This window comes from Arenimonas sp., from assembly GCF_022842045.1.
Classification (GTDB): Bacteria; Pseudomonadota; Gammaproteobacteria; order Xanthomonadales; family Xanthomonadaceae; genus Arenimonas.
In genome coordinates, this window is the sequence record NZ_JALHQI010000054.1 from 1 (window position 1) to 20,842 (window position 20,842).

Genomic DNA, 20,842 nt, shown 5'->3' on the forward strand with positions numbered 1-20,842 from the left:
GCCGCCGCCGGCAGCCGGATGCCGCGCGCCCGCCCCGGCAGCAGCACCAGCGCGCCCTTGGCCTCGAGCGTGCGCAGGTGCTTGTGGGCGGCGCTGTCGTGGATGCCGAAGGCCCGCGCGATCTCGGCCACCGAGGGCGCGCCTTCGGTGCGCAGCCGCTCGGCGATGAAGTCGTACAGGGCCTGCTGGCGGGGAGTGAGGTCGGGGCTCATGGGTGAATATTTATACACCTTGGCGGGCGGATGTCACCCCCCTTCGGAAGCGCCAGGGGATTCAAGCACTTGCCTGTCTCACGGGATGAGCCGGGCGCGGCCGGGTGGTATACCTGCGCCTCCCGACCCCAGGCCCGGAGCCGCCCCGTGGATCTCGCCGCCGACCTCGAAGCGCTGCGCGCGCTGTTCGCCACCCGGCTGGGCCAGCCGGTCGACCTGCTGCGCACGCTGCGCGAGCCCGCGCCGGGCGAGCTGCTGCTGTGGCCCTATCGCCTGGAAAAGCTGCCGGACATGACGTCGACGCCGTCGCGTGGCGGCGTGCCGCTGCCTCCGCGCCTGAGGCAGCGCGTCCACCTGCTCGTCCTCGCCGGGGACACCACCCGGCTGGCCCACGCCCAGGCCATCGCGCACGACCATCCGGTGCTGGGCGAAGGCCAGCGCCGGCTCATCCTGCACAGCGATTCCCCTCCCACCGAGGTGCTGTGCGCCCTCTTCACCGCCGCTGGCCAACCCATGCAGGCGGCGCTGGCGCTCACGCTCCAGGACTGAGCGCCGCCGACATCACTTCGAGGTGTTGGCCTCCAGGAACGCCCCGATGCGATCAAGCATCGCCGCGCGCGCCACCGAGTCGACCAGGCCGTGCTCCAGCCCTTCGTAAACGACCAGCTCGCTGGACTTGCCGGCGGCGCGCAGCTTCTTGTCCATCTCGCGTGACTGGCCGACGCCGACGTTGAGGTCCAGGTCGCCATGGAACATCAGCACCGGCGCCTGGATGCGCGCCACGTTCTGCAGCGGCGAGCCCTCGCGGGTGTGGTTGCCGGTGCCCACCATCTCCACCACCAGGTTGCGGCCGATGTACAGGCGCGCATCCGACTTGAGCATGTCCAGGTCGGTCACGGGCGCGATCGCCACCAGCGCCTTGAACATCCCCGGCTCGGTCACGCCGGCCTGCAGCGCCGCGTAGCCGCCGTAGGACCAGCCGACGATGGCGAGCCGGTCGGCGTCGGCGATGCCCTGCGCCACCAGCCAGCGGGCACCGTCGGTGACGTCGCCGATCGAGGTGCGCCAACCCTGGAAACCATTCTCCTGCAGCCAGGCGTCGCCGAAGCCGGCCGAGCCGCGGTAGTTCGGCTGCAGCACCGCGTAGCCCTGGTTCGCCAGGTACTGCGCCAGCCAGTCGAAACCCCACTCGTCGCGGGCGCTGGGGCCACCGTGCGGCAGCAGCACGGCCGGCAGCCCGCGCGCGTCCTCGCGGCCCGGCGGAAGCGTCAGGTAGCCCGGGATCGCCGTGCCGTCGCGCGCCGGGTAGCTGACCGGCTTCACGCTGGCCAGCGCCACGCCTTCCAGCGACGGCCGCGCCGACAGGATCTCGTTGAGCGTGCGCGCGGTCTTGTCGAACACGAAGTAGCGGCCCGGGTCCGAATCGCTGCCGGCATGGATGAGCAGCTTGCTGTTGTCGGCCGACGAACCGAGGAAATCCACCATCGGCAGGTTCGGCAGCGCCTTGCCCAGGCCCCGCGCCAGCGCGCCGTACTCCTTGTCGAAGTAGATGGCGTGGCGCTTCTCCTCGGCGTAGGTGACGCCGATCACCCGGGAACCGCGGCCGATGCGCAGCACGCCGTCCACGTCCACGCGGTCGTTCTTGTAGACCAGCTCGGTGGCCATCGAACCGTCGAGCTTCACCCGGTACAGCGCCTGGCGGCCGTCCAGCGGCTGCAGCGCGTAGGCGCAGCCGCAGTCCGCATCCACGTCGATCGGCGACAGGCCGGCACCGCCGTCCTCGACGGTCGAGAACGGCTGCCACTGGTCGGAGCCGTCGGCGCGGTACTGGTAAACCACCTTGGTCGCCAGCTGCGTTGTGGCGCCGATGCCCGGGCGATAGCCCTTGATGCGGACCTTGCCGCGGCCGTCGGTGATGTAGAAGTCGGCGTCCTTCGCCGGCGCCTCGACGCGACTCACTTGCATCGTGGCCAGATCGATGCGGTCGACGCCGCGGCCGTCCTCGGTGCGCACCACCCGCGTGTTCATCTTGCCCGCCTCGGGGACGTAGTCGCGGGTCATCAGCACCGCGCCGGGCTGGTCGGGCAGCCAGTCGAGGATCACGCCGTCGGTCAGGCGCAGGCGGGCATCGTAGGCGCTGCTCTTCTGGCCCAGCATCGCGCCGTTCTTGCCGTCGGTGTCGATGGCGACCAGGCGGGCATACGGGATCAGGATGCCGGCCTCGTCCACCATGCCGGTGATCCGGCAGACCAGGCGCGTCTCGGTGGCGAAGTTGCACCAGCGCAGAGAGTCAGGGTCGGCGCCCGAGGTCATCACGAGCTGCGGCGGCGCGCTGCCGTCGATGCGGGCCACGTAGACCGAGGTGGCGCGACCGTAGCTCGGCGTCAGGTACACCACGCGCTCGCCACTGGGCGAGAGGTCGGCGTGCTCGATGTTCTCGCGGGTGCCGAACAGCGCGCCCGGGGTTTCCTTGGCGGCAACCGGCGCGGTCGGCGCGTCCTGCGCGACGAGGGCGGCCGGGGCCGCGGCCAGGGTGATGGCCGCGGCCAGCAAGAGTCGATTCATCGGGCGCATTTCCGGGGGAACGGAGAACCGGCAGGGTAGCCACAGCCCGCCGCCGCACACAACCCGAAGCTTTCTCCCTGCGCTGCGCCCGCCGGCTTCACATCGCGGCGGTCTTCACCGGGCCGCGGCGGCCTCCACGTGGTCGCGCACGTAGCGGTCGAGCAGGCGCACGCCGTAGCCGGTGGCGCCCAGCGGCACGGTCGGCAGCACCGGCGCGTCGCGCCAGGCCATCGAGGCCACGTCCAGGTGCGCCCACGCCACGCCCTCCTGGATCCACGAACCGATGAAGAAGGCACCGACGCTGGCGCCGGCGCCGCCGGTGCTGCCGCCGTTGCGCAGGTCGGCGATCGGCGATTCCAGGTCCTTGGCGTAGCTGGGGTGCAGCGGCAGGCGCCACACCTCCTCGCCCGAGGCCGCGCCCGCGGCCAGCAGGTCGGCGGCCAGCGCCTCGTCGCGGCTGAACAGGCCCGCGTACTCGTCGCCCAACGCCGTCACCTGCGAGCCGGTGAGCGTGGCCACGTCCACCACCACGCGCGGGCGGTCGCGCTCCTGCACGAACCAGAGCGCATCCACCAGCACCATGCGGCCCTCGGCGTCGGTGCTCATCACCTCGTAGGTCTTGCCGCTCATGGTGCGGATCACGTCGCCGGGGCGGCCGGCGGTCCCCGAGGGCATGTTCTCGGCCAGCGCCGCCACCGCGATCGCGTTCACCGGGGCGCGGCGCTTGGCGAGCGCCAGCACCGTGCCGGTGACCGAGGCCGCGCCGGTCATGTCGTACTTCATGCGCCACAGGTTGGCGGGGTCCTTGAGCGAGATGCCGCCGGTGTCGAAGGTGATGCCCTTGCCGACGAAGGCGACCGGTGCTTCGTCGCGGGCACCGCCGCGGTAGCGCACCACCAGCAGGCGCGGCGGCCGCGCGCTGCCCTGGCCCACGGCCAGGATCGAGTTCATGCCGAGCTTCTGCATCGCCGGCACGTCCAGCACTTCGATGCTGACGTTGGCCACGCCGGCGAAGGCGGCGCGGGTGCGCTCGACGAAGGATTCCGGGTAGATCGTGTTGGCCGGCTCGGTGACCAGGTCGCGCGAGAAGCGCACGCCTTCGGCCACCGCGCTCCAGTCGGCGTCCCAGGCGCGGCGCGACGCGTCGGCATCGGCCACGCGCAGCACCAGCGCGCCCTGCCCCAGCACCGGCGCGCCCGGCTTGGCGTTGCGGTAGGCGCGGAAGGTGTACTGGCCCAGCGACGCGCCCAGCGCGAGGTGGGCGCCGGCGGCCGGCAGGCTGGCGTCGGGCCACAGCAGTTCGATGCGCGGCACCGCGCTAAGCACGCCCCACTGGCCGACCAGGCCGCCCACGTCCTCGAGCAGGCGCGCGCTGGGGGCATCGTTGCCCACACCTACCAGCACGACCTGCTGGTAGGGGCCAACCCCCGGCAGGTTCAGCACCACGCCGCGGTCGCCCAGGAAGCCGGCGGCCGCCACCGCGCGCTGCAGCGCACCGTTGCTGGCGCGGTCGACTTCGGCGAAGGCGCCCTCCAGCGGCGCGCCCTGGCGCACGGTCACCGCCACGGCGCCTTCGGTCGGCACGGCATACGGCGCGAAGTCCAGGGAGCGCTGGGCCGCGGCGGGCGCGGCCACGCACAGGACCGCGAGCACGGCGAAGAGGGAAGCGAATCGGTTCACGGGACCTCCGGGGCGAAAGACCAGCGCGGCGAGCCCCATGGGGACGCCGGGCGGTTCAAGGGAAAGGTTGAAGATGCCGTCGGCAATGTAAACGCCGCGTCACGCCCTACCCCCTGCCGATGGTCACGGTGGCACGATGCCGCGCTAGCGCAGCGTGCGCTGTCGTGGCTTCAGCGCCTCCAGGCGCGACTCGTACAGGGCCTGGTCGGCGGGCGTGGTGCTGTTCTCCAGCGCGATCTGCAGGTGCCGGCGGGCCGCATCCACCTCGCCCAGTTCGAACAGCGCCGCCGCGAGCCAGGCGTGGAACTCATGGTGGGTGGCGGCGCGCTCGACTTCCTTCTCGAAGTTCTCGCGCGCCAGCTCGTATTTCTTGTCGGCCATTGCCTGCAGGCCGATGTCGAAGTAATGGAAGGGCGGCACCGCCTCGATGCGGCGGATCCGCTCGTCCAGGCGCGCGGCCTCGTCGGCTCGGCCGCTGGCCTTGAGCAGGCGCGAGAGGTTGGACATCGGCACCGCGTTGCCCGGCTCGAGCTCGACCGCATTGCGCAGCAGCTGCTCGGCCTCGGCCAGGTGGCCGCGGCGGCGGTAGATCACGCTCAGGGTGTTCTGCGCGGTGAGGAAGCCCGGGTCCTGCTCGATCGCGGCGCGCGCCCACCAGTAGGCGTCGTCCAGGCGACGCTCGCGCAGGGCCTCGGCGGCCTTGTTGTTGAGGTACATCGCGACGATGGTGGCTTCGCGCACCACGCGGGCACGCTGACGGCCTTGGCCTTCGGACGGGATGAAGTCCACGGTCAGCGGCTCGTTGGCCAGGGTCACCAGGCGGCCCTCCGGCGCGGTCGGGCGCAGGGTCAGGTTGATGTGGTTGCTCAGGTAGACGATGCCGTCGCTGCGCGTGGCCGCCTGCTCGGAAAACACCACCTGGTACTGGACCTGCAGGTCCAGTGCCTTGGCGAAGGCCGAGGTCATCAGCACCAGCGACAGGCAGTTGCCCGAGCGCGCGTCGAAGGCCTCGGCGGCGTTGCGGGTCAGGGTGGAGTCGTACTCGAGCTTGAGCTGGGCGCTGGAGTACAGCGCGTCCACCAGCGCGTGCTGGCGGGCGCGGGTGCGCTGGCGGCTGGCGATCTCGGTGCCCAGGTACTCCTTCATCGCCGAACTGAGCGTGAACAAGTCGCCGGCGCCGATCGGTTCGGACGGCGGTGCGAAGCGGTCGTCGAGGAACATCGGGTTGCCGCCGGTGCGCGACGGCGCCGCGGCGCAGGCCGCCAGCAGCACGGCGATGCCGATCCCGAGGATGCGCCACGTCTTCTTGCCCGATGCCTTCACGTCCACGTCGTCCTGGCGGCCCTTGCCCAGCCTATGCCCTGTCGCGCCGAGTGCAAGCGGCCAGTGGTCATGGCCGAAGCCTGCCAGGGATCCGGTGGCCCCGGCCAGCGCGTGGCGGGCCAGTCTCATCGCGTGAGACACGCCTGCGGTGTGCTGGCGATCCCTCACCGCGGCCCATCCCCATGCCTCCCGCCACCCAGCTCGCGCCGCACCGCCACGCCACCGGCCTGCTGCCGGTGCCCGAGAAGACCTCGCAGGCGCTGGCCTCGCGGCTCGGGCGCAAGTACGGCGACCGCATCACCGGCTGCTTCCACCTGCCCGGCCGCGAAGGCGAATACGCCCCGTTCCCCGACGACCTGCCGCCGGCGCTGGCGGCGGCGCTGCGCGCGCGCGGCATCGAGCGGCTCTACAGCCACCAGGCGGAAGCCTGGTCGGCGGCGCAGCGCGGCGAGCACACGGTGGTGGTGACGCCGACCGCCTCGGGCAAGACGCTGTGCTACACGCTGCCGGTGGTGGCGGCGGCGATGCGAAAGCAGTCCAAGGCGCTGTACCTGTTCCCCACCAAGGCGCTGGCGCAGGACCAGGTGGCCGAGCTGCTGGAGCTCAACGCCTCCGGCAACCTGGGCGTGCGCGCCTATACCTTCGACGGCGACACCCCCGGCGATGCGCGCCAGGCCGTGCGCCTGCACGGCGACATCGTGGTGTCCAACCCCGACATGCTGCACCAGGGCATCCTGCCCCACCACACCAAGTGGGCGCAGTTCTTCGAGAACCTGCAGTACGTCGTCATCGACGAGATCCACAGCTACCGCGGCGTGTTCGGCTCGCACCTGGCCAACGTGCTGCGGCGGCTGAAGCGGGTGTGCGCCTTCTACGGGGCGAAGCCGCAGTTCATCCTGTGCTCGGCCACCATCGGCAATCCGAAGCAACACGCCGAGGCGGTGATCGAGGACACGGTGACCGCCATCACCCGCTCCGGTGCACCCACCGGCGACAAGACCGTGATGCTGTGGAATCCGCCGGTGGTGAACCCCGACCTCGGGCTGCGGGCCTCGGCGCGCTCGCAGTCCAACCGCATCGCCCGGCTGGCGATCAAGGCCGGGCTCAAGACGCTGGTTTTCGCGCAGTCGCGGACGATGGTGGAGGTGCTGACGAAGTACCTGAAGGACGTCTTCGACCACGACCCGCGCAAGCCGCCGCGCATCCGCGCCTACCGCGGCGGGTATCTCCCGAACGAGCGCCGTGCCGCCGAGCGCGACATGCGCGCCGGCCGCATCGATGGCATCGTCAGCACCTCGGCGCTGGAGCTGGGCGTGGACATCGGCTCGCTCGACGTGGTGGTGCTCAACGGCTATCCCGGCTCGATCGCCGGCACCTGGCAGCGGCTCGGCCGCGCCGGCCGCCGGCAGCAGGCGGCGCTGGGCATCCTGGTGGCCAGCTCCGACCCGCTCGACCAATACCTGGTGCGGCATCCGGAGTTCTTCGAGGGCGCGCCGCCCGAACATGCACGCCTGCACGCCGACCAGCCGCTGATCCTGCTCGACCACATCCGCTGCGCCGCCTTCGAGCTGCCCTTCCTGCGCGGCGAGACCTTCGGCCCCGTCGACGCCCAGCCCTACCTCGAACTGCTGGCCGAAACCGGCGTGCTGCATGGCGAAGGCGGCCGCTGGGAGTGGATCGCCGACAGCTACCCGGCCAACGCGGTCAGCCTGCGCGCCGTGGCCGACGGCAACTTCGTGGTGGTGGACCGCACCGACGGCCGCCAGACCATCATCGCGGAAGTGGACTACAGCGCCGCCGCGCTCACCCTGTACGAGGGCGCCATCCACATGGTGCAGTCGGTGCCCTACCAGGTCGAAAGGCTCGACTGGGACGGCCGCAAGGCCTACGTCACCCGCACCCACGTCGACTACTACACCGACGCCATCGACTACACCAAGCTCAAGGTGCTCGAGCGCTTCGACGGCGCCATTGCCGGCGAAGGCAGCTGCCACCACGGCGAGGTGCACGTGGTGCGGCGGGTGTCGGGCTACAAGAAGATCCGCTACTACACGCACGAGAACATCGGCTACGGTCCCGTCACCCTGCCCGACCAGGAGCTGCACACCACGGCCGTGTGGTGGCAGCTGCCGCAGGAGGTGCTCGAGGCGGCGTTCACGTCGCGGCAGGCGGCGCTCGATGGCTTCCTCGGCGCGGCCTATGCGCTGCACCTGGTCGCCAGCGTGGCGGTGATGGCCGAGGCGCGCGATCTGCAGAAGGCGGTAGGCAGCGGTGACGGCGCCTGGTTCGCCTCGTCCGACGGCCGCGGCCGCGGCCAGCTGCGCGGCGGCGACGGCAAGCCGATGGATCCCGCGGCCACCGACCAGTTCGTGCCCACCGTGTACCTGTACGACGCCTACCCCGGCGGCATTGGCCTGAGCGAGCCGCTGCACCAGCGCCGCGACGAACTCGTGCGCCAGGCGCGCGCCCTGCTGGCCGCCTGCGACTGCCGCGCCGGCTGCCCTGCCTGCGTCGGCCCCGTCCTCGCCGCCGACGAAACCTCGACCGCGCCGCCAAAATCCCTCGCCGACCAGGTCCTCGCCCTGCTGGTACCCGCAAGAACGGGGTCAGGTTCAGTTCCAGAGTCGGGGTCAGGTTCCGGGCCTGGCCCCGCGGGTCGCGTCCGTCGCGACGTACTGCCTTGAACGCCACGCTGGAACGGCTGCGCGAGCTGCGCCAGCAGGCCGGCACGGTGGCCGCGCCGGCCGCCGCGGCCGCGACGGCGCGACCCTGCGCAGCCCTCGCGCGCGTCCCCGCACCGCGCAGCGAAGTGCCGGCGCACATCCGCCGCCTGCTGGGCCTGCGCGAACGCCTGCGGCTGCCCCAGCCCGCGCCAGCGCTGCCATCGCCGGCCAGTGACCGGCGCGTGCCGGGCGGGGAAATCGAGGACGGCCTGTACTTCGTCGAGCAGCTCACGCCCTGGGCCGACGTGCCGCCCGCCATCGACGCCAGCTTCGGCAAGCTCGGAACGCTGGCGCGCGAACACTTGCTGCACTTCGACACCGAAACCACCGGCCTGGCCGGCGGCACCGGCACCCGCGCCTTCATGATCGGCGCCGCCGACTGGCAGCCCGAGGGCCTGCGCCTGCGGCAGCTCACCATCACCACGCTGACCGCCGAGGTGGCCATGCTGCGCCACTTCGCGCAGTGGCTCGGTCCGGATACCGTGCTCGTCAGCTACAACGGCAAGTGCTACGACGCGCCGCTGCTCAACACCCGATACCGACTCGCGCGCCTGCCCAGCCCGCTGAGCGGCCGGCCGCACCTCGACCTGCTCCACCCCAGCCGCCGGCGCTGGAAAGGCCGCTGGGAAAACTGCCGCCTGGGCACGATCGAACGCCAGGTGCTGGGCGTGGTCCGCGAGGACGACCTGCCGGGCTCGGAAGCCCCACGCGCCTGGCTCGACTACCTGCGCGGCGGCAGCGCCCGCGACCTGCGCCGCGTCGCCGACCACAACGCGCAGGACCTGCGCAGCCTCGCCGCCCTCTGCCTCCACCTCGCCACCTGACCGACCCCTGAAGTCCCTCCCACAGGGATCCGGCGTAATCTTCGGGCATGACGTCACCCCTGATCCGCGTCGGCACCGCCAGCTGGACCGACCCCAGCCTGATCCAGTGCAAGCGCTTCTATCCGCCCGGCTGCACCAGCGCCGAGGGGCGGCTGCGCTACTACGCCGACAAGTTCCCGCTGGTGGAGGTGGACAGCAGCTATTACGCCCTGCCCTCGGCGCGCAACGCGCACGCCTGGGTCGAGCGAACGCCCGATGACTTCGCGTTCAACCTCAAGGCCTTCCGCCTCTTCACCGGGCACCAGACGCCGGCGAAGGCGCTGCCCAAGGACGTGCAGCAGGCGCTGGCGGGGCACTTCGCCGGGAAGAGGAACCTGTACTACAAGGACACGCCGGACGAGATCCGCGACCTGCTCTGGCATCGCTTCGAGAGTGCCGTGCGCCCGCTGCGCGACGCGGGCAAGCTGCGCGCCCTGCACTTCCAGTTCGCGCCCTGGGTGACGCGCAGCGGGCGCGCGAAGGACCACATGCTCGAATGCCAGCAGCGGCTCGCCGGCTACCACCTGGCGGTCGAGTTCCGGCACCGCTCGTGGTTCGAGGGCGAGGCGGCCGACGACACGCTGGCCTTCGAGCGCAGGCACGACCTCACCCACGTCGTGGTGGACGAGCCCCAGGGCTTCGAGAACAGCATTCCCACCGTGTGGGCCGTGACTTCGCCGAAGCTGGCGATCCTGCGCCTGCACGGCCGCAACGCCGCGACCTGGAACATCGGCGGCGAGGCCGCGTCGGATCGCTTCAACTACGACTACAGCGACCAAGAGCTCGGCGCGCTGGTTGCACCCCTGCGCGAAACCGCCAGCCTGGCCGGCGAGACCCACGCCATCTTCAACAACAACTACGGCGACCAGGGGCAGCGCAATGCCGCCACCTTGCAGGGGATGCTCGCAAGCGCCTGACCCGCCCGGCCACCCGGGGCAGGCGCCGCGGGCGGCCTCAACTGCGACAGACGTCACGTCCCGGGGCTCCCCACCGCGATTTGGGCGCATAGTGCGATCCAGCTCCCAGTGTCCGGCCGGTGCAGGCCCAACAATCGCGCATCCCCCGACCCGCCCGCGTCGGTCAACTTCCATAGCCGCCCTGCAAGGTGAAGTGATGTGACCTGCCTTCCGGCCAATACGATGGCCGACAGTCCGCCCGGCCGGGACAGGGCCGACAGGCGAAACGTCGGCGCCGTATTGGCATCGGCCGGCAAGACCGCGTTTGAAATCCTCCAGGCCGACAGCGTCCAGCGCGCCGCCGAGGCCCTGGTATCGGCGCTGGCGGAAACCGGCCGCACGGGCACCTGCGTCGCCTGGACCGAAGCCCAGGGCCTGGCCTTCCATCCCCGCCAGCCGGATCGCACCGACCAGGCGTCCTGGCTGCTGTCCACCCTGGCCCTGCCGGGCAACACCGGCCCGCGCGTGCTCTGCGACGACGCCGTCGATGCCGCCGCCTTCCTGCTCGACCTTGATCAGGTTCGCCTGCCGCCGCTTACGCCTGCCCAGGAGTACCTGGTGGCGCTCGCCGAGCGGAGGATCCGGGAGCTGTTCGCCGTCGAACGCCTGTCCGCCTCGGTGCATCGCCTGGCCGAGGCCGAGAAACTGCAGCGCGCGCTCTTCACCATCGCCGACATCGCCGGTTCCGGCCACGACATGCCGTCGATGCTCAAGCGACTCCACGAGACGATCGGCCAACTGATGTACGCCGAGAACTTCTACATCGCCCTGCTCGACGAGAGCGGCGAGAACCTCCAGTTCCCTTATTTCGTCGACACCATGGACTCCCTCCCGCAGGCCTCGGAGCCGATGGCGTCGATCGCCGGCGGCCTCACCTGGTACGTGCTGCGCGACGGCGTCCCGCTGATGGGCACCATCGACCAGCTGCGCCAACAGGTATCGGGCCCGCTGGACGTCATCGGCGCCTCGAGCGAGGACTGGCTGGGCGTGCCCATGCTGCGCGACGGCAAATCGGTGGGCGCGCTGGTGGTGCAGAGCTACCTCCCCGGCGTCGGCTACACCGAGGCCGACCTCGCCGTGCTCACCTTCGTCGCCGACCACGTGCTGACCGCGCTGGAGCGAAAACGCGACCAGGCAGAGCTCGAACAGCGCGTCGCCATCCGCACGCGTCAGCTCGCCGAGGCCAACCAGGACCTCGAGCTTCGCATCGCCGAACGCGAGCGGGCCCGGCACCTTCAGGAAACCCTCTACCGCATCGCCAGGCTCACGCACGGGGAGGACGATGACGACGGCTTCTACCAGCAAATCCATGGCGCCGTGGCCGAGCTGATCAATGCCGAGAACTTCTACATCGCCCTGCTGTCCGAAGACGGCACGATGCTGCACTTCCCTTACCACCGTGACCAGGCAGGCGGCATCCCGACTTCGCGCCCCGTGGGTCGCGGGCTCACGGAGCATGTGATCCGCCTGGGCGAGGCGCTGCTGACCGACGAGACGGGCGTTCGGCAGCTGGTGGCCGACGGCGTCCTCGAGCACAACCTGGCCATGAGCACGCCCGCCATGTGCTGGCTGGGCGTGCCCCTGGCCGACGGCGAGCGGGTCATGGGCGCGGTGGTGGTGCAGAGCTACCGCAGCGATCTTCGTTACGAGCATGAGGATGCCGAACTGCTGAAGTTCGTCTCCTACCAGATCGCGACCAGCCTGCAGCGACGAAACCACGCCGAATCGCTTCGCCGCCTCAATGCCGAGCTCGAAAGCCGCGTGCAGTCGCGCACGCACGAGCTCCGGGAGCAGATCGCCGTCCGCGAACAGGTGGAAGAGCGGCTGAAGCACCAGGTGATGCATGACCCACTGACCGGCCTTCCCAACCGCGTCTACCTGCGCGACCGCATCGAGCGGGCGATCGCGGCGCGCCTGCGCGACCCCGGCCGCGGCTTCGCGCTGATGTACCTGGACGTGGACCGGTTCAAGCTTTTCAACGACAGCCTGGGCCACCTTGCCGGCGACGAAGTGCTGCGGGAAGTCGCCCGCCGGCTGGGCCAGTCCGTCCGCGATCCCGACGTCGTGGCCCGGCTCTCGGGCGATGAGTTCGCCATCCTGATCGAGGACGGCCACCTGCCGCAGACCGCCTGCAAGGTGGCGCAGCGCATCCTCAACACCCTGCAGCACCCGATGACGATCGCCGGGCGCGAACTGCAGGCATCGGCCAGCATCGGCATCGCGATCGGCGCCGACACCCACCGCAATACCGACGAACTCCTGCACGACGCCGACGTGGCCCTCTATCGCGCCAAGGAGGCCGGCCGCCAGCGCTTCGTGCTGTTCGACGAGTCACTGCAGAAAAGCGCCATGGACGTGCTCGAGATCGAGCACCAGGTGCGCGCCGGTCTCGCCCACGGCGAGTTCATTCCCTATTTCCAGCCCATCGTCCGGCTCGCCGATGGCGCGACAGTGGGCTACGAGGCGCTGGCCCGCTGGCGGCACCCGCAGCGTGGCGTGCTCGGTCCAGGCGAGTTCATGGCGGTGGCCGAGGACAGCGGCCTCATCGAGCCACTCGACTGGCAGATCTATCGCGCCAGCTGCGAGGCGGGAGCAGCCCTGGTCCCGGAGGGCGGCTACCTGACCATCAACCTCTCGGCCCGCCATTTCCAGAGCGACCAGTTCGATGCCCGCATGCTGGCCCTGCTGTCGGAAACCGGCTTCGACCCGCGCCAGCTTCGCATCGAGGTCACCGAGGGCACGCTGCTGGGCGACACCGCCGCCGTGGTGCGCATCCTCGAGCGCCTGCGCGCCGGCGGGGTGATGGTGGCGCTGGACGACTTCGGCACCGGTTATTCCTCGCTGGGCTACGTGCACCGCTTCCCGCTGGACATGATCAAGATCGATCGATCCTTCATCGCGCCCCTGGGCGACAGCGTCGCCGAACGAAGCTCGGCCATCATCGGCGCGGTGCTGGCCCTGGCCCAGTCCCTGAAGCTGGACGTCGTGGCCGAAGGCGTGGAAACCGCGGCCCAGCGCGACGCGCTGGTGGCGATGGGCTGCACGCACGGCCAGGGCTACTGGTTCGGCAGGCCGCAGGCGCTCGAACACTGGCTGCGGGCGGGCAGTCCCGGCGACACCTGAATCCCAAGCTTCCATCCGGCCACTACCGGTTCCCTGGGCAGTGGCCGGGGCAGGGCCCGCACCGAGGCCGTCAGGCCGGATCGGTTTCGAGCGCGGCGTAGCGGGCGCGGACCAGGGGCAGGCCGTAGGCGCGCTCGAGGCGGCGCACGATGAAGTGGCCGCGGGCGGCTTTCTGGAAATGGTTGATGAAGACCAGGTTGAGCGCGGCGCCGCTGGCGGCGCCGACCAGGGGCGCGGCCTGCGCCAGCGCCTTCTGCGACACCGGGATAGAGAAGCGGCTGGCGACCGCGTGGATCACGCGCATCACCGCCGGCGCGCCGCCGCTGGCGACCTGCTGCGCGAGATGCGAGGACACCGCGCCCACCTGCTGGGCCAGCGCGGCGCGGGTCGCGAAGTAGCCGATCTCGGCGCCATCGTCGTCCTTGCGGTTGCCGCCCAGCGCCAGCACTTCGATGCAGGCCAGGCGCGTGGCCTGCGCCTGCGGCGATTCGCCCTCGCTGCGGGCGATGTCGGCGATCGAGCGCAGGATCGTCGCGGTGGTCACCGGCAGCTCGACCAGTAGGCCGGGCAGCCCGAAGAATCCGCCGACCGCGCCGCTGCCGATCACCGCGGCCTTGTGCATCCGCTCGCTGGCGAGCTTGCCGGCGCGGCCGTTGCCAAGCGTGAACGCCGCGGCGTTGTAGCCAGCTTCGACCGCGCGACGCGCGGCGCGATCGACCAGGCCGGTCGCGGCGCGCGGCAGCTTCCTTGCAATCAGGTATTCCACCGGCGAGCCAATCGCGTTCGCCAGCTGGATCGCCAGCGACGGTGATTCAAGCAGGCGCTTGGCGCGCTCCAGGTCGGCAAGGTCGGCGGGCGCCAGGCTGCGGACGAGGGCGCCCATCAGGCCCAGAGCTCGCCGTTCGCGCCGGACGCATCGGCGAGGCGATTGAGTTCGTCCTCGTCGGGAATGCCGCCGGCCTGCCAGTCGTCGATCAGTTCGCGGGCGCGCGGCACCTGCTCCGGCGCGACCCAGACGCGCACGAGCCCGCCTGCAGGCAGCTCACCCACGCCACCCGCGAGGTCGGCGCCAAGCACGAGTGCATCGAGGCCGGCGCTGAGCAGCAGGTCGCAGACCAGCTGGGCGTCGATCGCGCTCTCGGCGTCGTAGACGGGCGTCACGGCCGCGCGGCGCGCCAGGTGGCGAGCTCGGCATCGGCCCGGGCCAGCTGCGCCGGCGACATCGCGGCCTTGATCGCGGCCTCGAGCCTCGGCTCCGCCGTGACGCCCAGCGCCACCGCCTTTGAATAGTTCACCCACGCCTGCGCCGGATCGGCGGGCGCACCCTGGCCGGCCAGGTGCAGCAGGGCCAGGTCGCGATGCGCCTGCGGCTGGCCGAGGCGGGCGGCGCGCTGGTAGAGCGCACGCGCGACGCCGAAGTCCTGGGCCACGCCGTCGCCGGCGGCGAGCAGTGCGGCGAGGCTGGTCATCGCGTCGGCGCTGCCGGCTTCGACGCCGCGCTTGAGGTAATCCACGCCGAGCACGGTGTCCTGCGGGCGGCCGACGCCGCTGACAAAGGCCATGCCCAGGCGCCACATCGAGAAACCGTCTCCCTTGGCGGCGGCGCGCGCGTACCAGGTCATCGCGGCGTCGAGGTTGCGTTCGAGGCCTTCGCCGGTTTCCAGCGCGCGACCCATGTCGCGCTCGGCCTCGGTGATGCCGGCATCGGCGGCGCGGCGGATCAGCACCAGCGCGCGCGGCATGTCCGGCGCCAGGCCGCATTCGCCGCGCGCGGTGGCCAGGCCCAGGTAGTAGCTGGCCACCATGCCGATCTCTTCCTTCACCAGCACTTCGGCGAAAAGCGCGCAGGCGGTCGCGACGTCGCGCGGCAGGCCCGGCCGGCCCTGGTAGAGCATCACCGCATAGTCGGCGCGGGCGGCGATGTCGCCGGACTTGGCGGCGCGCTCGAGGAAAGCGCGGGACTTCGCCGCGTCCTGCACCACGCCCCAGCCGTTGCCATGCATCAGCGACAGCAGGTACAGGGAAGGGCCGTGCTCCTTGGCCGCGGCGCGGCTGGCCAACCGCACCGCTTCGGCGAGGTCGTTGCCCTGGCCCGGGTCCATCAGGTGGCGATTGAGATGGGCCGAGGCCAGCGTGTAGTCCACGTCCGCCCGGGCCAGGTCACGGTGCGGCGCCAGCGCGTCGATCACCTCGCCGAACCTCGCCGACGCCTCCAGCGACTTCGCCGTTTCCAGCGACTGTTCCACCGACTGCGCCAGCGCGCCGGACGGGAACGCCGCGGCCAGGGCCAGGGCAAGTGGAGCGAGGAATTTCAAGGCAGTCATGGCGTTCCCTGGTGTAGGTGGAATCGGCAGTCGGAGACTGCAAATCTACCCGCCCAGCGCATCCATTAGTACCTGCGCGATCTGGTCAGCGCGCAGGCGCGCGTGCCTGGCTACAGGCTCTGGCTGTCGAGCAGGAAGCTGGCGTCCTCGTCGTCCGCCGCGGGGCTGGTTTCGAGGTGCTGGATCAGCGCCCGGGCCAGGTCGGCCTCGGCGTCCTCCACCACGACCCGGATCAGGCCGGTGGCCGGCACTTCGGGAATGGCCCCGTCCACGTTCGGGCCGAAGATGTGGGCCGTGATGCCCGATCCCAGCAGCAGGTCCTGCACGAGCTGGGCATCCAGCTCGCTCTCGGCGGTATAGACCGGTGTCATGGCGCTTCCCTGTTTTCCCCGCGCCATTAACCGGGCTTCTTCACGCCAAAAATGAGAACTGGTTCACACTTTTGCGTGAAATCGGGCGCGTGGCAGGTTGGGGCTGACGAGCGGCGCTTCGAAGCCCGACACCCCCGCCCCGGCAGGTCGCCATGACCCGACGCGGGCCCTTCAGCCTGCAGGCTGCGTCGCGCCCAACGGTGCAGTCACTCGCGGGCGGCTGGGCAGCGCGTGGCGCAGGATGCGCCAGGCCACTTGGCCGAACTGCCGCGGCAGCGAGCCGGTGTTGTAGTGCTGGCCGTAGCGGGCGCAGATCTCGCGCACCTCGACCGCCATCGCGGCGTAGCGGTTGGCCGGCACGTCGGGGAAGAAATGGTGCTCGATCTGGTGGCTGAGGTTGCCCGACATCAGGTTCAGCAGCTTTCCGCCGGCGATGTTGGACGAACCGCGCAGCTGGCGCAGGTACCAGCCGCCGCGGCCTTCGGTGCGGACCGATTCGCGGCTGAAGGTCTCGGCGTCGGCGGTGAAGTGGCCGCAGAAGATGATCAGGTAGGTCCAGAGGTTGCGCAGGACGTTGGCGATCGCGTTGCCCACCAGCACGGTCAGGAAGAACGGGCCGGCCAGCAGCGGGAAGAACACGTAGTCCTTGAGCACCTGGCGCGCCATCTTGCGGCCGACCGGGCGGAACTCCTGCAGCAGTTCGCTGGTTTTCTTCTTGCCGGCGAACCAACGGCCCAGGCGCAGGTCCTGGATGGCGATGCCCCACTCGAACAGGATGGCGAACACCACGGCCACCACCGGCTGCGCGAGGTAGAACGGGCGCCAGCGCTGCTCCGGGAAGAGCCGCAGCAGGCCGTAGCCGATGTCGTCGTCCAGCCCGCGCACGTTGGTCCAGGTGTGGTGGCGGAAGTTGTGGGTCTTGCGCCAGTTCTCGCTGGTGCCGGCGATGTCCCACTCGTAGGTGCGGCCGTCCAGCGCCGGGTCGTTCATCCAGTCGAACTGGCCGTGGAGGACGTTGTGGCCCAGCTCCATGTTCTCGAGGATCTTCGACAGCGCCAGCGACAGCACGCCCAGCGTGCCGGCGATCCAAAGCACGGGCGTGACGAAGGCGCCGGCGATCGCCGCGACCATCAGCAGCACCCGGCCGGCGAGACCGAAGTAGCGCACGGCCCGGTACACCGCGCGGATGTAGTCGGCGTCGGCCTGGCCGACGGTGGCGACGGTGCGCGCGCGCAAGGCGTCGAGCTCGGCGGCGAAGGCGTCGAGCTCGTCGGGCGTGAGGGCGCGGTTCTTGGTCTTGGCGGTCATCGGGTCACAGGTCCAGGACGAGATCGCTGCGGGCGCTGTTGACGCACAGGCGCAGGGCGGAGACGGGTTCGTGCTCGACGTCGCCGGTCAGCAGGTGGCGGGTGGCGCCCGCCGGCTTGGTGCAGGCGCAGGTGTTGCACAGTCCGCGGCGGCAGCCGTGCGCGGGCGACAGGCCGGCCGCCTCGAGCGCGTCCAGCAGCGGCTGGCCGCGCGGCACCACGAGGGTGCGGCCGCTGCGCGCAAGCGTGAGTTCGACGGTGCCGGTGTCGGTGTTCTCGAAGACCGGCGGCGAGAAGGACTCGGCGGCGAAGCGGGCGCTGCCGTCCACCAGGAGCTTGCGGGCGGCATCGACGAAACCCGTGGGGCCACAGGCCAGCACGTGCGCGCTCGCGTCGAGCCACGGCGCGAGCAGACCGGCGTCGAGGCGGCCTTCGGCTTCGTCGCCGGCAACGGCGCGGTCGCGGGTCAGCAGGAAGCGGACCTGCAGCGCCGGGTTCGCCGCCGCGATGGCACGCAGCTCGTCGACGAAGCAGCGCTGGCCGCGGGTGCGCGTGGAGTACAGCAGCGTGGTCGGCGCCGGGTCCGGTCGCCGGGCCAGCGACGCGAAGATCGCCATCATCGGCGTGATGCCGCTGCCCGCCGCCAGCAGCAGGCGCGGCCCATCGCCCTCGGGCGGCAGCGCCAGGTCGCCGAAGGCCTGGCCCAGCGTGAACACGTCGCCGGCCTTCGCGTGGTCGTGCAGGAACCGACTGACCTTGCCGCCCTGGATCGCCTTGACCGTGATGCGGAAGCTGCCGTCCGCGGTGGCCGGGGCGCTGGGGCTGTAGCTGCGGACCAGGCGCCGGCCGTCCACCTCGACGCCCAGGTTCACGTGCTGCCCCGGCTGGAAGCCGCGGAAGTGCCGGTTCGGCTTCAGGACCAGGCTGACGGCGTCGGACGCGGCCTGTTCCCGGGCCACGACCCGGGCCAGGGGCTGGTTCCAGCTCCAGGTCGGCGACAGCCGCCGGGCCCAGAAGTCGAACAGGGCCGGGGAAACCAGGGGTGCGCGGGCGCGGCGCCCGGCAGGCCGGGCGAGGGCCGGGCCGGGGAGAGGGTCGGGTCGCATGGGCGGCAGTATACATCGTCGCATACGCGTGTCTATACATCTGTATAGGCATGTCGGGGCTATGATGGCCCCCTGATCCCGAGCCGGTTCGCCCGTGACGCCCACCTCTTCCGCCGTCGACGCCGACCTGCACCCGGTCCGGCGCACCCCGATCACCCGCGCCGATCTGCTCGACGCCGCCCTGCGCCTGATCGGACCGCACCGCAGCGTCTCCAGCCTCAGCCTGCGCGAAGTTGCGCGCGAGGCCGGCATCGCGCCCAACAGTTTTTACCGCCAGTTCCGCGACGTGGACGAACTGGCCGTGGCCCTGATCGACGTCGCCGGCCAGAGCCTTCGCAAGATCGTCGGCGCCGCCCGCCACCGCGCCGAGGCCGAGCACGGCGTGGTCCGCGGCTCGGTCGAGGCCTTCATCGAACAGGTGCGCGCCGACGACAAGCTGCTGCACGTGCTGCTGCGCGAGGGCACCGTCGGCTCAGACGCCTTCAAGCGCGCCGTGGACCGCGAGCTCGGCTTCTTCGAGGACGAGCTGCACCACGACCTGGTGCGCTTCGCCAAGCTGCGCAACCGCCCCATGGCCGAGCCCGCGCTGGCCGCCAAGGCCATCACCCGCCTCGCCTTCGCGATGGGCGCCACCGCCCTGGACCTGCCGCCCGAGCGCGACGCCGAACTCGTGGACCAGCTGACCACGATGGTGCGGATGATCCTGGTCGGCGCGCAGGCGATGCCGAAGTAGCCTGCACCCCCGTATTGCCCGCCGATGATCCGAACGGTGCGCCCGGCCATCGCCGCGGCGGCGCCGTGCGGTGCCGCCGGCTCACTCCCGGGGCCGGCGACCGCTGATCAGCTCGTTGGCGAGTGCATCGGCGTTGTTGAACATCACTGGCGACACCGACTGCCGGTAGATGTCCTCCATGCCCAGCCCCTGCTGGCATACCCCGGTCATCAGGCATCCGCTGACGGCGGGGATGCTGCCCGGGCCGCAGCCGCTGGTCAGGCGACAGAAGACGATCTCGGACGCGAGGTTGAGGGTGTCCCGCAGGGCCAGGTCGTCGACGCCGTGCGCCTGTCGCAGCGGACGCGGCGCGATCCGCTCCTCGGCGGCCAACTGCAGCGTGGCCCGCACGTCGTAGGGATTGCGTGCGGCACCGAGCGCGTCGAGGACCAGGGGACCGCGCTCTCCGGGCTCGACCTCGTGCAGCATCGACTTCAGCGCCCGGGTGCTGGCCTCGGACGCCGCCACGGCCTGCAGGCGCGCATGCTCCGCGGCACCCTGCCCCCGGCCCAGGGGCACATAGCCCTCGCAGTATCCCGCCAGCCATTCGTCCACCCACGCCTGGCCCTCGGGCGCGGAGATGCCCGGCGCACAGATGCCATCCAACTCCAGCATCGCGTCATTGGCTTCGGGCAAACCGGCGGCCCTTCCCCGCTCGATGACCGCCCAGGCCTCCCGCGCGGAGCGGGCGGCGTAGAACGCGGTCGCCAGGTCAGGTTCCACCCCGGGCTCCTTGTCCGCGTCATGGCCCGCCGCCGCAGCATCGCCGGTTGCATCGCCCGGGCCAGTCGCCACGGACGCGCCGAGGGCTTCGCCGGCGTCGTTGCCCTGGCCCTCGCCGGACGACGCTACCTCGGCCGGCGTTTCGATGGCGGGTGCCGATGGATATCGCCAGGCGAACCACGACGCCGCGGCCACCAGCGCCACTACCACCACGACAAGAACCTTCCTGCCCATCTCGACTCTCCCGCCTCCGTCAACGTCGGCCGCCACGCGCTGGCGGCCGCTCGGGATCACTGGCAACTCTTCGTCCCCGGCACCGCCGTCAAGTAGAGCTCGGGCGGTGAGGTGTGGGCGGGCATGGAGCCTGGAATCCACATGTATCGCTCGGTGCCGCCATCGGTAAAGGTGACATTGATGATCTGCCCGCGACCGCGGGAAATCATTGCACCGAACCGACGCGCACGCCACTTGTGGAACACGCGGGCGGCGTGCCAAAGGCGGTCGTTGGGCGCAGCTGTGCACGGCGCGGCATCCGGGTTGTCCTTGTGATCCTCCTCCGTGGGCGTTTCCGCCTCGGATTCGCCCCCCCCCGACAGGGGAATCAAGTCCGGATTGAACTGGAAGTCACTGTTGAACGAGTCAAGGAAATCGGCACAGGCCATGCCATAGCAGACCACCTGCCAGCCGAAGCGGGTGCCCGTGACTTGGACGGTCGGGAGTTCCGTGTCCTCCGCCAACGCATAGCCAGCCGGCATGAACACAGTGGAGAGGCCCAGCAGACAGGCAAGGATCTT

Annotated in this window: 17 protein-coding genes and 1 pseudogene; 6 read left to right on the top strand and 12 right to left on the bottom strand. The window is 71.0% G+C overall.

Features of this window, described 5'->3' with window-relative positions; translation table 11 throughout:
- Positions 1-212, bottom strand: a 212-nt coding sequence (locus Q0C12_RS11150) for a helix-turn-helix domain-containing protein (RefSeq protein WP_290890340.1), incomplete at its 3' end; no start/stop codon positions are given.
- A 147-nt stretch (positions 213-359) separates the two neighbouring features.
- Between Q0C12_RS11150 and Q0C12_RS11155 the strand changes: the two genes are divergently transcribed.
- Positions 360-761, top strand: a complete 402-nt coding sequence (locus tag Q0C12_RS11155; protein WP_290890342.1) for a hypothetical protein — start codon at positions 360-362, stop codon at positions 759-761.
- Between the two features lie 12 nt (positions 762-773).
- On the opposite strand, the gene Q0C12_RS11160 is transcribed toward Q0C12_RS11155, so the two are convergent.
- The 3 genes from Q0C12_RS11160 to Q0C12_RS11170 form a co-directional block, all read right to left on the bottom strand.
- Positions 774-2,777 (bottom strand): S9 family peptidase, encoded by a 2,004-nt coding sequence (locus Q0C12_RS11160; RefSeq protein WP_290890344.1) that lies wholly within the window; start codon positions 2,775-2,777, stop codon positions 774-776.
- Positions 2,778-2,891: 114 nt separating this feature from the next.
- Positions 2,892-4,457 (bottom strand): leucyl aminopeptidase, encoded by a 1,566-nt coding sequence (locus Q0C12_RS11165; RefSeq protein ID WP_290890346.1) that lies wholly within the window; start codon positions 4,455-4,457, stop codon positions 2,892-2,894.
- 144 nt (positions 4,458-4,601) lie between these two features.
- Positions 4,602-5,909 (bottom strand): tetratricopeptide repeat protein, encoded by a 1,308-nt coding sequence (locus Q0C12_RS11170; protein WP_290890348.1) that lies wholly within the window; start codon positions 5,907-5,909, stop codon positions 4,602-4,604.
- Between the two features lie 53 nt (positions 5,910-5,962).
- Here Q0C12_RS11170 and Q0C12_RS11175 point away from each other — a divergent pair, with 53 nt between their 5' ends.
- From Q0C12_RS11175 to Q0C12_RS11190, 4 genes and pseudogenes are all read left to right on the top strand, one after another.
- Entirely contained in the window at positions 5,963-8,464 is a 2,502-nt protein-coding gene (locus Q0C12_RS11175; RefSeq protein WP_343212459.1) for a DEAD/DEAH box helicase, read from the top strand.
- A gap of 131 nt (positions 8,465-8,595) precedes the next feature.
- Positions 8,596-9,327: pseudogene (locus Q0C12_RS11180) on the top strand (ribonuclease H-like domain-containing protein); the annotation flags it as partial.
- Positions 9,328-9,374: 47 nt separating this feature from the next.
- Positions 9,375-10,283 carry a DUF72 domain-containing protein gene (locus Q0C12_RS11185; RefSeq protein ID WP_290890354.1) on the top strand — a complete coding sequence of 303 codons (909 nt, stop codon included), beginning with the start codon at positions 9,375-9,377 and terminating at the stop codon, positions 10,281-10,283.
- 222 nt (positions 10,284-10,505) lie between these two features.
- Positions 10,506-13,445 (top strand): EAL domain-containing protein, encoded by a 2,940-nt coding sequence (locus Q0C12_RS11190; RefSeq protein ID WP_290890357.1) that lies wholly within the window; start codon positions 10,506-10,508, stop codon positions 13,443-13,445.
- Positions 13,446-13,515: 70 nt separating this feature from the next.
- Here the strand turns inward: Q0C12_RS11190 and Q0C12_RS11195 are convergent, their stop codons facing one another.
- The 6 genes from Q0C12_RS11195 to Q0C12_RS11220 form a co-directional block, all read right to left on the bottom strand.
- Positions 13,516-14,328, bottom strand: a complete 813-nt coding sequence (locus Q0C12_RS11195; protein WP_290890359.1) for an EcsC family protein — start codon at positions 14,326-14,328, stop codon at positions 13,516-13,518.
- Positions 14,328-14,606, bottom strand: a complete 279-nt coding sequence (locus Q0C12_RS11200; RefSeq protein ID WP_290890362.1) for a DUF2007 domain-containing protein — start codon at positions 14,604-14,606, stop codon at positions 14,328-14,330. Before Q0C12_RS11200 ends, Q0C12_RS11195 begins: the two co-directional genes overlap by 1 nt.
- Entirely contained in the window at positions 14,603-15,769 is a 1,167-nt protein-coding gene (locus Q0C12_RS11205) for a tetratricopeptide repeat protein (protein ID WP_290890364.1), read from the bottom strand. Before Q0C12_RS11205 ends, Q0C12_RS11200 begins: the two co-directional genes overlap by 4 nt.
- A gap of 110 nt (positions 15,770-15,879) precedes the next feature.
- Positions 15,880-16,140, bottom strand: coding sequence for a DUF2007 domain-containing protein (locus tag Q0C12_RS11210; RefSeq protein WP_290890366.1), 261 nt, complete (start codon positions 16,138-16,140; stop codon positions 15,880-15,882).
- 171 nt (positions 16,141-16,311) lie between these two features.
- Positions 16,312-17,448 (bottom strand): acyl-CoA desaturase, encoded by a 1,137-nt coding sequence (locus Q0C12_RS11215; protein WP_290890369.1) that lies wholly within the window; start codon positions 17,446-17,448, stop codon positions 16,312-16,314.
- Positions 17,449-17,452: 4 nt separating this feature from the next.
- Positions 17,453-18,553: a ferredoxin reductase gene (locus Q0C12_RS11220; protein WP_290890372.1), complete on the bottom strand. Its 1,101-nt coding sequence runs from the start codon at positions 18,551-18,553 to the stop codon at positions 17,453-17,455.
- 94 nt (positions 18,554-18,647) lie between these two features.
- Between Q0C12_RS11220 and fabR the strand changes: the two genes are divergently transcribed.
- Complete coding sequence (gene fabR / locus Q0C12_RS11225; RefSeq protein ID WP_290890375.1) at positions 18,648-19,286, top strand: HTH-type transcriptional repressor FabR; 639 nt, start codon at positions 18,648-18,650, stop codon at positions 19,284-19,286.
- Between the two features lie 81 nt (positions 19,287-19,367).
- On the opposite strand, the gene Q0C12_RS11230 is transcribed toward fabR, so the two are convergent.
- Positions 19,368-20,261: a hypothetical protein gene (locus tag Q0C12_RS11230; protein WP_290890378.1), complete on the bottom strand. Its 894-nt coding sequence runs from the start codon at positions 20,259-20,261 to the stop codon at positions 19,368-19,370.
- Positions 20,262-20,338: 77 nt separating this feature from the next.
- A partial coding sequence (locus tag Q0C12_RS11235; RefSeq protein ID WP_290890381.1) for a hypothetical protein occupies positions 20,339-20,842 on the bottom strand: 504 nt, incomplete at its 5' end.

Bases quoted from the DNA above. Each gene is read 5' to 3' on its own strand.
- Q0C12_RS11160 (WP_290890344.1), bottom strand. From the start codon at position 2,777: ATGAATCGACTCTTGCTGGCCGCGGCCATCACCCTGGCCGCGGCCCCG.
- Q0C12_RS11170 (WP_290890348.1), bottom strand. From the start codon at position 5,909: ATGAGACTGGCCCGCCACGCGCTGGCCGGGGCCACCGGATCCCTGGCA.
- Q0C12_RS11175 (WP_343212459.1), top strand. From the start codon at position 5,963: ATGCCTCCCGCCACCCAGCTCGCGCCGCACCGCCACGCCACCGGCCTG.
- Q0C12_RS11185 (WP_290890354.1), top strand. From the start codon at position 9,375: ATGACGTCACCCCTGATCCGCGTCGGCACCGCCAGCTGGACCGACCCC.
- Q0C12_RS11190 (WP_290890357.1), top strand. From the start codon at position 10,506: ATGGCCGACAGTCCGCCCGGCCGGGACAGGGCCGACAGGCGAAACGTC.
- Q0C12_RS11195 (WP_290890359.1), bottom strand. From the start codon at position 14,328: ATGGGCGCCCTCGTCCGCAGCCTGGCGCCCGCCGACCTTGCCGACCTG.
- Q0C12_RS11205 (WP_290890364.1), bottom strand. From the start codon at position 15,769: ATGACTGCCTTGAAATTCCTCGCTCCACTTGCCCTGGCCCTGGCCGCG.
- Q0C12_RS11210 (WP_290890366.1), bottom strand. From the start codon at position 16,140: ATGACACCGGTCTATACCGCCGAGAGCGAGCTGGATGCCCAGCTCGTG.
- Q0C12_RS11215 (WP_290890369.1), bottom strand. From the start codon at position 17,448: ATGACCGCCAAGACCAAGAACCGCGCCCTCACGCCCGACGAGCTCGAC.
- Q0C12_RS11220 (WP_290890372.1), bottom strand. From the start codon at position 18,553: ATGCGACCCGACCCTCTCCCCGGCCCGGCCCTCGCCCGGCCTGCCGGG.